Genomic DNA, 9692 nt, shown 5'->3' with positions numbered 1-9692 from the left:
CCACAATCGGATGATTGCCTGTTTACGTGAATTCGATTCAATCTACCGGCTCCTCTCGGAATTCATAGGCAAGGCTCTTTCCGCAGCCAGGCGGCCGAGTTCGGGCCCGTGGTGCTCATCGCCGTCCCCTACGACGCCCTGGCGGGAACTCGGCGAGGTGCTTCGGGGCAAGGTCGTCATGGATGCGTGCAACCCGCCGGGCAACGCCGATGCTGAGGCTCAGGGCGTCGGCGCACTATCCCTCTCCTTCCTTCCGGGAACGCGGCTGGTCCGGGCGCTCAGCGCCGTGGACGCCACCGCCGTCGAGGCTTCGTTCAACCGGCAGGCGGGCAAGCTCGGCGTGCCGCTGGCCAGTGACGATGCCGAGGCCCTGAAGGTCGCCGCACAGCTGGTTCTGGATGCCGGTTGCGAACCGTTCGTGGTCGGCGACCTGGCATCGGCGCGCAGCTTCCAGAGAGGCGGCCCCGGGTTCCGCGCGAACACCACCGCGCCCGATCTCCGAAGCCGGCTGGGAATGCCCGCCGACCGATAGTCCCGGCCACCGTCGTTGATTGCCGCATCGAGGATTCCGTGATGAGGAACACCATCGTACTCATAGGCGCCGGATCGATTGGCCAGGCCATCGCCAGGCGCGTTGGCGCCGGCAAGCACCTTGTGCTGGCGGACCTTCGCATTGAGAACGCCGAGGCGGCCGCGCGGACACTCGACGACGCTGGCTTCGACGTCAGCACCGCGACCGTTGACGTGTCCTCCCGGGCCTCGGTGGAGGCCCTCGGTGCCGCTCCTCGACGCCTACGTCCGGCGCACTGGCGAGTTCGCCGCGCTATGGCCGACCAGCCGGCAGCTCTCGCCCAAGATCCGTGCGTTCGTGGATTTCCTAGCTGGGCACCTTAAGATCGGTGACTGGACGTCGATCGATCCTGGTCAAGCCACCAAGCACTCCTCTGCATCAAGAACGAACGAGACCGCCCACGAACCGTGCGGCCTCGTTACACTCGAGGTTTATTTAATACGGAACTTTGGTGGTCAAAAGCGGATCTTTGGGTCGGCTATCACCCGGGCACAGGGCGACGACCAGGGCATCGTCGGGTCGGTGATGTTCGGCATCTTCCTCGATTCGACCGGACGCAAGCAGGCCGAGTATGGCCATGAGCTCCTGGCCGGCGAGATAAGCCACCGGGTCAAGAACCTGCTCGCCATCGCCACTGCCCTGACGGCCTTCACCTCGCGCTCGACCACCACCATGGAGGACATGGCGCGCGAGCTCACGCAGCGGCTGACCACCCTCGGGCGCGCCCACGACCTTGCCCGTCCCTTCCCTGGCGGAGAAGGGAAGGCGGCGCTCCTCGGCGACCTGCTCGCGATCCTGCTGGCGCCCTACGACGACATGGGGCCTTCAGCGGGCGCATCCGCGTCTCCGTTCCGCGGATGGGCGTCGGCGAGGCGGCGGCCACCACCCTCGCGCTCGTCGTGCATGAGCTGGCGACGAATTCCCTCACGTACGGCGCGCTCTCGGTGCCGACGGGGACGCTCGACGTGTCGTCTCCCGCGACCGAGGACGCGGTCGTGCTGACCTGGACGGAACGGGGAAGGCCCCCCCCGTCGTCGCACCGACCGGCCCCGGCGGATACGGGAGCAAGTTGCTCGAGCGCGCGATGACCCAGCAGTTGGACGGATCGATCGAGCGTGACTGGGACGAGGCCGGCGTCGTGGTCACCCTCCGGATGAACAAGGACTACCTCGTGGCGTGAGCGCCGAGACGCATCCGTATCGCCAGGGCCAAAACCCAATCGGTGAGGCCGCCGTTTCGACGTTCGTTCGGTGAACGGTTGCGCATCAAAATCACCTCTACCGGCGAGGGCGTCTCGACGGCGGGCGCCTGACCTCCGATTTGCCCGACGAGCCCGCCTCCGACGCGACACGCTTCGACGCGACACGACGGACGATGTCCCTGAACGCGAACACGTGCCAAGCTTCCGACAATCTTCGTCTCGGTCGCTTTACATCCGGCCAAGTTGGGTCTCTGATGCCTCGAAGAGTCGCACGGCATCGACCGGTAAGCGACGTTCTAGCGAAGACTGTCACGGGAGCGGACGATTGCCGAGCTCTGCTTCGTCGAACTCCGCGCGGCGTGATCCGGTTGCCCGCAATGCTGCTCAAGAAGACGAAGTCCGGCGCACGTACAGACGAAAGCGCTCGGCCGAGGACGCGCGTCAGCGTGCCATGAGCCTCAGTCGGCTCTTCGAAGCCGACATCATTCCCAAGCTCGAACTGCTTCATCCGCGCCTTCCGCCTGCGACGCACCAGTCGCCCACCAGGCCTGATGCGCACGCGGTCGAGGCGTTCGCTCAGCTCGTTCTTGGCCCGGACCTCTCGGCCGCGTCCGATGCGTTCACGGTCCTGCTGACGAAGGGACATACGGCCGAGAGCCTGTTCCTTGATCTTCTCGCGCCCGCGGCGGCCTTGCTTGGCCGCCTGTGGGACGAGGACCTCTGCGATTTCATCGAGGTCACCACCGGCGTCGCCCACCTCCAGATGCTCCTGTCGAGCTTTCGTTCCGAGACGGGCCTGAATGAGCGCACTCGGCATGTCCTGCTGATGGGAGCGCCCGGGGAGAAGCACAGGTTCGGTGTGGCCGTCGTCGAGCAGTTCCTCCGGAACGCCGGATGGCAGGTCACCAACGGCATGGCCTCCAGCCCAGAGGCGATCGCGGATCTCGTCGGTGAGCGATGGTTCGGCATCGTCGGGATGGCACTCGGCTGCGAATCCCGCGCCGACGCGTTGGGCGTGTCCATCCGATCCGTGCGGAAGGCCTCTCGAAACCCGTCCATAGGGGTCATGGTCGGCGGCCCGGTCTTCCTGGCGCATCCGGAACTCGTGCAGCGCGTCGGTGCCGACGCCTGCGCCGTCGATGCGCCGACCGCGGTCCTCGTCGCGCAGAGACTGCTCGACGTCGCGATCGCCGACGTGCAGGCCCGAGGCGCGGGGTTGCTACCAGCTCGTAGGGTAGCTTGACCGAACGCAGACGCGATCGCGCCACCCGGTTACCTTTCGTGGGGGGTTGCCGCCCTTGGCCGGAGGAACACGCCCGCTCTGCGGTCGCTTCGCGCCGTAGACGTTCAGGAGGATGCGGCTAAGGTGATGTCGTGGGACTTGGGCATGATGGGGTGCCAGCCTGATTAGAGACGGGCATCCGCGACAGCGTCGCACATGCGGCAGGCATGGAGGTCGAGGGTGCTCGACTCGCCGCCTTCGACGTCCCCTGCCCGGTTCGGGGGAGCCAAGCCCGTGGGCTCGTCACAGGGTGGGGAACCGCGTGACGCCCTCCTGATGGGGCACCTGAACGAACGTGCCTGCGACAGGAGGCAGGGGTACCGAACCAACGCCCCCTCATGCCGGGACATCCTCGCGAATTGGCTGAACAACAGCCTCCAGCCGGCTTCAGTGGCCGTTCAACGCCGAGGCGCCAAAACTCGGCTTCCTGAAGGTCGAGAGGTCACCCCGATGAAGATGCGTCTTGCAGGACTGATTGCCGCCGCGCTCGTGTTCACCCCCATGGCGGCCTCGGCACAGTATCACGGTGGTCAACGCCACCGTGATCACGACCGCAGCGACGGCTTTCGCCATGGAGGCGGAGGGCATGGCTACGGTCACGCCCGCCGGCACCACCATCATGGCTACGACCGCCCCGTCCATTTCGAGCGGCGTCACCATCATCGTCACTTCGACTAGCCAAACGGGAGGATCTTCTGCCGCTGACAAGGGTCGGTGGGTCCTCCGCGGCTCGTCGAAGGCTTCCGCCGCGGCACTCGTCCAAACGCCTGCCTCTAGCAGGTGCGTAACCCACGCCGCCAGCATCGGCGGTTCTCGAATTAGAGGTGGCTGAGAATGAGAACGTTCGCACTTGCCGCTCTGGGCGCCATCGCCATCGGGGTCGGCGTCGCTTCGACCGCTCATGCTGCGGATTACGGCTATGTCGACGACGCCCCGGCAGCCGTCGTGACCCGCCGCACCGTCGTTGAACGGCCCGTCTTCGTCGAGCCGCGGCCCGTCGTCCGTGAAGTGGTCGTCGAGCGGCCGGTAATCTACCGGCCTCCTCCGGTCGTCCGTGAGGTCGTTGTCGAGCGCCCCGTGGTCTACCGTCCCCGGCGCGAGGTCGTCGTGGAACGCGAGGGGTTCCACCGCCACCGGCATCCCGCCTTCGCCGACCCGGACGGATACCACGGACCGCGCCGGTTCGGACCACGGCCGGTGCGCTTCGGCCGTGGTCCTGGCTTCGACCCCTACGATTGAGGTTCGTCACTCCGGTAGCGCGCATGGCGCCTGGCCTCGACGCCAGGCGCTTAAGAGAACTCCGAAGCACGACGATGTCGCGGCCTGAGGCCGGCGTTTTGGAAGGACGCGTGTCAATCCCATTTGCGCGTCACCGTTCCCGCCGGGGCATCGCACTCGGACCCGTAGAACCGCTGCGCCGCTGATGCGTCGGGGGCATCAGCCTGACCAACGAGGACCACAGTTGGCGAAGGACATGTCCGAACGGGCCGGGCGAGGGTACTGTCTCTGGAGCCTGGGAGACGGCCGCTACGCCGCGCTCGAGAGTGGCGTCGCATCAGGAACGTGCGACTTGGCGGATAGCCCACAGCGGCTAGCGGCCGTCGCGATGCGTTACGGATTCTCTGGTCCGATGGAACGAGGAGGCGCGTCCAATCGGCCTGTCGAGGGAACCTTGGACGAAGGCTCGGCGGATGCCGGCCGCTAGATTTGGTTATGAGGGGGCATGCGCCGCTTCCCACCCGAACGTATCGTCTGCCTGACCGAGGAAACGGTCGAGACCCTGTGCCTGCTGGGCGAACAGGACCGCATCGTCGGAGTGTCGGGCTATGCCGTTCGCCCGCCACGGGCCCGTCGCGAAAAGCCACGGGTTTCGGCCTTCACCAGTGCCGACATCCCCAAGACCCAGGCCCTCTCGCCCGACCTGGTGCTGGCCTTCTCGGACCTTCAAGCCGGCATCGTGGCGGACCTCGCTCGTGCCGGCATCGCGGTCCACCTGTTCAAACAGCGCGACGTCGCCGGCATCCTCGCGATGATCCGCACCGTTGGCGCCCTCGTCGACGCCCGGGACCGTGCGGAGGCGCTCGCGGCCCGCTACGAAGACCGGCCTTCGCGGGTGGCGGCACAGGCCCGAGGGCGTGCGCGGCCCCGCGTGTACTTCGAGGAATGGGACGAACCCCTCATCTCCGGCATTGGTCGGGTCTCGGAGCTTGTGGGCATCACAGGCGGGAACGACGTGTTTCCGGAGCTCGCCCGGCAGGCGGCCGCCGAGGACCGCATCGTGGCGCCGGAAGCGGTGCTGACGGCCGCGCCCGAGGTCATCCTGGCGTCCTGGTGCGGCAAGAAGGTGGTAGCATGCCGTATCGCCTCACGACCCGGCTGGTCCGCCATCCCGGCCGTAGCGCAGGGCTGGATCGTCGAGATCAAGTCGCCCCTGATCCTGCAACCCGGTCCCGCGGCCTTGACCGACGGCCTGGACGCGATCCTGCAGGCACTCGGCCACCCGCTCGTGCCAGCTTTTCCTGCGTCTCCTGAAGCTGGATAGGTGCACCCCACCTGAAAAGCCGGCAGCGATCGAGTTTCCTTCAGGGCCGGCTATCGAGCCAGCCTCGCGAAGACTTGGTCGAGCGTAATCGGCGGCCAGTCCGAGCGATCGACGCCGACATCGAGGCCGCCTTCGGTGGGCGGCAACTCGTCGTGCAGATGGCCATGGAGGCGCAGGTCGCCGGGTTACCGGTGTGGCCGCGTACGGTCCCTCAATGCGGTACCCGAACCAGTTGCGGCTTCGGCATGCACGGATCATGGGCGAACACGCCGCGCGGTCGGCCGTCCGACACAGTGGGTACCGGATGCCGGGTAGCGCTATCCGCTATCCGTCACGTTTTTTGTCCGGCTCGTGGTTCCCGACTGAGTAGCCTTCATCAAGGACGAGCAGGCCTCTGCCGCACCAAAGTCCCGTCGGGCCAGGACCGCTACGGCCAGGTGCGGGACGCCATGGATACCGTTGGGGACGACCGCGAATGGCCAGGGCGCGGCGCGCCGGTTGAGGTCCTCATCGGCAGGGATGGGGTCATTCCGGCTCGAGTCATGGGACATGTTCAGGTTATGGGTAGTTGCACGGGAACGGCCCCACCCACGTTCTGCGTCGTCGAGAGCGCGGCAGGCGGATCGACCCTGAAATTTCGTCGTTGACCACGATCGAGGCGACGACGACGATCTGTGGTGTGTGTCCCTGACCGGTCATTCGACGCTCCATGTGCAGGTCATGCCCCGCATCCGGCGGTGTCGGGCGATCCCGGCATCGGTCTCATGACACTCGGCCAAGCTCCCGGACAGGGCACGAAGCCCGAAGTCGCGACGAGCGGGATGTGTCGGGGCGTCGAGGGGTTCGTGAAGCGCCGTGCCCCCTTCCGGTGCTATGCCCGCATCGCGGGATGGATCGACGTGTCCCGAATCGGTCAGCCCGATGCAGAATCCCGGACGGTGCAAAATGGAAAATCGAGCCCACGAATCGATCGAGGCCGGCGTCGAGGATCGGCATGTGGCCGATCGGATGTCACTGACGGCCGATGTCGTCGCTTCCTACATCTCCACTCACTCAGTTCGGCCCGACGATCTCGCCGAGCTCATCTCGTCCGTGCACCGAGCGCTCGCCCGCCTCGGCAAGCCCTGTGGTCCTTTCATCGAGCGGGGCCAGAGGCCGACACCTGCGCAGATCCGCGCATCGATCACCCCGGACGGGCTGATCAGCTTCCTCGACGGCAAACCCTACAAGACCTTGAAGCGCCATCTCTGGGGCAACGGCCTCGATCCCCGGAGCTACCGAACACGCTTCGGGCTGCCGAGCGACTACCCCATGGTCTCACCGAATTACTCCATCCAGCGCTCGGCGCTCGCCAAAAGCTTGGGTCTCGGTCGATCCGGCAAGTCGACAGACCAGGAGCCGACCGTCTCGGTCTAGTGCACGGACGCGGCGGACGGATGGATGCGGAGCGTGACGGGTGCGCCTCCAACGGACGGCTCGACCTTTCCGGATGCTCCTCGACGACACCGCCAGGGTCCCGGCTGACCGTCGTCGCCGGGGACCGCTCGCATCGCTCGGGCGCACATCACGCGTGCGCGCGTCGTCACCATCCGACGCCGACCTACGGTGGCCGTGGGCCGACCGCGAAGAGAAGCGCGTGACCTGCGGCGGCAACACGGCATGAACCGGAAACTATCGGTCAGGGGACGCTCGCCCAACGAACCCCGATCGGGGAGGACACTTCCGCTCTTTCGGGGATGAAGCCGGCACGCAGTTGGTCCAGCGTCGGCGGCCAGTGCGCGTTCCAAGCGCCGAACCGGCACTCCCGGCCGTCGTAGGCCCCGCGGAAGATGGTACCGATCTCTTCGCACTCGACCTCGCCACGTTCCATGAGGGCATCGGCCAGAGCCCCGATCGCGGCTGCACCCTTTGGCGAGCGCACGAGGGCTGTGGCGCGTTTCCCGGCGAGCGCCGCCGAGGCGTGCCCTTCGTCATCATGCAGATCCCATGCGTCCAGCACGATCTTGAGGCGGGCCATGTCCTTCAGGCCGCCGGAGAACATGCAGGCACTGGGAGATAGTCTTCCGTAATCAGCCTCGGCGTAGAACCCGGCGACGCAATGAATCAGCTCGACGTCACGCGAGACGGCCAGCGCATGGTTGATCCGCGCTTGCTTCTCGGGGCCGCCTTCGATGCGGGTCGGGCCAAACGGGTAGCCGATGATGTCATATCCCTCGCACAGCCCCTCACACGGGACCCTGCGCCCACGCTCGTCCTCGATGGTTTCGCCGGCACGTACCTGCTCTGCGGTCAGCACCGTGACGCGGTCGGTCAGGTGCCCGAAGTACCAGCGCGCCAGGGCATGGCCCGCTTCGTGGTGACAGACCAGGCGGCGACGGCCCTTGCCCCTCGGCTTGCACAATGCCCGCCCCTCGGTGGTCGGCTTTTCACCGGCGGACATCCCTGGCGATCGACGGGACCGGTGCCCCCGACCGGGTCGATCGGGCGACTGTCTTGCGGGTCGAGCGGCAGCCACGACGTTCCTTCCCTCGGTGATCCTCCCCTGTGTTCGACGGACAGGGGGTCGGGGCGCTTCCCGGTCGGCCCGCTCGGGCGTCGATTTCCGAAAGCCGAGTGGATTCGCTGCCGATCATAATAACCTTCGATGCAAGCGAACAGGCCGCGTCGCGCTTCGTCCCGGATCGGTCGTCGTCTGTGGACAAGTTCCATTCCCGCCTGGGCCGGGACCGGCTCCCGAGATCGAGGACGATGCTTTCCGTCCGGGCAATGTCGTAGCGACAGCCCAGCCGGCCCATGGACGACGCCGCCTTCACGCCGGCGTGCCGCTTGCGGTAGGCCTCGGCCGCGTATCGGCTTCCGCGGTCCGAGTGGCGCCCGGATGCCCCGACGGCGCATCAGGCGCCCCACCCGACCACGGCCGATCGCGGGGCATGCTGGATCCGTCGGCGGGCGCACGAGCAGACGAAGGAAGCCCCCGGCCTCGGCCACTTCGAGGTCGGCTCCAGGACCGGTCTGCATCGACACGCGCGGATGACGATGGCGGCCTGCGCCGTCCACGAGGACCGTCGCCACGCAGCGGCCGGGCGGTACAAAGAAAGTCGCCTGCCCGCCAGCCCATGCCACGATGCCGTCGACCCGGCGGTCCATCCGGCATCGCCTCGACGTGTCGCGACCGCGCCGATGTCCGCATGCCGACGCGAACCTCTTCCCGCCGCCCCGAGATCGATCCGCCAGGGTAGCGCTGGGCGACCGCTTCCCGTGAATGCGGAACGCGACGAGGCCAGTCCCTCGGCCAGGACCGTATTAACCTCACGAACGGCCTGTTCGCTAGCGACTAGACATTTTGCTTGAGAGTTATTCGCGGCCAAGGTATCTTTCCACTTCGCACGGGGCGGGCGCGGCAACCCGCGGGGGTTTCCCCCGTGAACAACGCGCATTTCGCGGCCGATGCGTCGGCCGGACAATCCGCCCACGTCGGCCATCGCGCCTCGAACGGTTGCGACGATCCAGGCGCTGACCCGCACGCAGGACCCGTTGCCGATGAAGCCGGGCCTGCGGACGGCGCGCACCCATGGATGCAAGCGACATGGCACGACGACCCTGTTTGTCGCTCTGGACGTACAGCAGGGCAAGGTGATCGGCCGCTGCATGCAGCATCACCGCCACGGCAAGATCATCCGCTTCCTCGACGCGGTCGAGGAAGCTGTGCCGGGCGGCAAGCTCGTCCAAGCGATCCTGGACAACGATGCCGCCCATAAGCCCCCGAAGGTCCGCGCCTGGCTCGACCGTCATCCGCGCTGGACCTTCCACTTCACCCGACCTCGGCCTCATGGCTCAACGCCGTCGAAGGCTTCGTCTCCGCCCTCACGCGCCGCCGCCTTAAGCGGGCACCTTCACCGGCATCGTCGACCTGCAGGCGGCGATCAAACGCTACATCGCCGCACACAACCGAAGGCCCCTGCGCATCGTCCGGACCAAACCCGCCGCCGCTATCTTCGACGCCCTGAAACGAGCGCCTGAACCATCCATCCGATCAGTGCACTAGCTGACGATCCGGCTAACACCTCGCTGAACCATCTAAACTACTTTAGCGCAG

Annotated in this window: 7 protein-coding genes and 3 pseudogenes; 7 read left to right on the top strand and 3 right to left on the bottom strand. The window is 66.8% G+C overall.

What is annotated here, in order from left to right; genetic code table 11:
• The 3 genes and pseudogenes from ACFE7U_RS16270 to ACFE7U_RS16260 form a co-directional block, all read left to right on the top strand.
• Positions 1-532 (top strand): annotated as a pseudogene (locus tag ACFE7U_RS16270) (hypothetical protein); the annotation flags it as partial.
• 243 nt (positions 533-775) lie between these two features.
• A complete protein-coding gene (locus tag ACFE7U_RS16265; protein ID WP_375410759.1) occupies positions 776-1573 on the top strand; it encodes an HWE histidine kinase domain-containing protein in 798 nt (265 codons plus the stop codon).
• A 524-nt stretch (positions 1574-2097) separates the two neighbouring features.
• Positions 2098-3015: a B12-binding domain-containing protein gene (locus ACFE7U_RS16260; RefSeq protein ID WP_375410758.1), complete on the top strand. Its 918-nt coding sequence runs from the start codon at positions 2098-2100 to the stop codon at positions 3013-3015.
• Positions 3016-3441: 426 nt separating this feature from the next.
• Here the strand turns inward: ACFE7U_RS16260 and ACFE7U_RS16255 are convergent, their stop codons facing one another.
• Entirely contained in the window at positions 3442-3717 is a 276-nt protein-coding gene (locus tag ACFE7U_RS16255; protein WP_375410757.1) for a hypothetical protein, read from the bottom strand.
• 171 nt (positions 3718-3888) lie between these two features.
• On the opposite strand from ACFE7U_RS16255, the gene ACFE7U_RS16250 reads away from it, so the two are divergent.
• From ACFE7U_RS16250 to ACFE7U_RS16240, 3 genes are all read left to right on the top strand, one after another.
• Positions 3889-4293, top strand: a complete 405-nt coding sequence (locus ACFE7U_RS16250; protein ID WP_375410756.1) for a hypothetical protein — start codon at positions 3889-3891, stop codon at positions 4291-4293.
• 484 nt (positions 4294-4777) lie between these two features.
• Positions 4778-5596: a cobalamin-binding protein gene (locus tag ACFE7U_RS16245; protein ID WP_375410755.1), complete on the top strand. Its 819-nt coding sequence runs from the start codon at positions 4778-4780 to the stop codon at positions 5594-5596.
• 945 nt (positions 5597-6541) lie between these two features.
• On the top strand, positions 6542-7012 hold the full coding sequence (locus tag ACFE7U_RS16240) for a MucR family transcriptional regulator (protein ID WP_375410754.1): 471 nt from the start codon (positions 6542-6544) through the stop codon (positions 7010-7012).
• Between the two features lie 262 nt (positions 7013-7274).
• Here ACFE7U_RS16240 and ACFE7U_RS16235 read toward each other — a convergent pair whose 3' ends face one another.
• Positions 7275-8036: a hypothetical protein gene (locus tag ACFE7U_RS16235; RefSeq protein ID WP_375410753.1), complete on the bottom strand. Its 762-nt coding sequence runs from the start codon at positions 8034-8036 to the stop codon at positions 7275-7277.
• 129 nt (positions 8037-8165) lie between these two features.
• Positions 8166-8466 (bottom strand): annotated as a pseudogene (locus ACFE7U_RS16230) (IS3 family transposase); the annotation flags it as partial.
• Positions 8467-9058: 592 nt separating this feature from the next.
• Between ACFE7U_RS16230 and ACFE7U_RS16225 the strand changes: the two are divergent.
• Positions 9059-9641, top strand: a pseudogene (locus ACFE7U_RS16225) (IS630 family transposase); the annotation flags it as partial.
• Positions 9642-9692 lie beyond the last annotated feature (51 nt).

It is taken from the genome of uncultured Methylobacterium sp. (genome assembly GCF_964251405.1).
Lineage (GTDB): Bacteria > Pseudomonadota > Alphaproteobacteria > Rhizobiales > Beijerinckiaceae > Methylobacterium.
The sequence above is the reverse complement of the archived record's forward strand: the minus strand, read 5'-3'. Positions and strand labels throughout refer to the sequence as shown.

What these genes read in the sequence shown, in the direction of transcription:
- ACFE7U_RS16255 (WP_375410757.1), bottom strand. Translation starts at nt 3,717, where the DNA reads ATGATGGTGACGCCGCTCGAAATGGACGGGGCGGTCGTAGCCATGATG.
- ACFE7U_RS16250 (WP_375410756.1), top strand. Translation starts at nt 3,889, where the DNA reads ATGAGAACGTTCGCACTTGCCGCTCTGGGCGCCATCGCCATCGGGGTC.
- ACFE7U_RS16245 (WP_375410755.1), top strand. Translation starts at nt 4,778, where the DNA reads ATGCGCCGCTTCCCACCCGAACGTATCGTCTGCCTGACCGAGGAAACG.
- ACFE7U_RS16240 (WP_375410754.1), top strand. Translation starts at nt 6,542, where the DNA reads ATGGAAAATCGAGCCCACGAATCGATCGAGGCCGGCGTCGAGGATCGG.
- ACFE7U_RS16235 (WP_375410753.1), bottom strand. Translation starts at nt 8,036, where the DNA reads ATGTCCGCCGGTGAAAAGCCGACCACCGAGGGGCGGGCATTGTGCAAG.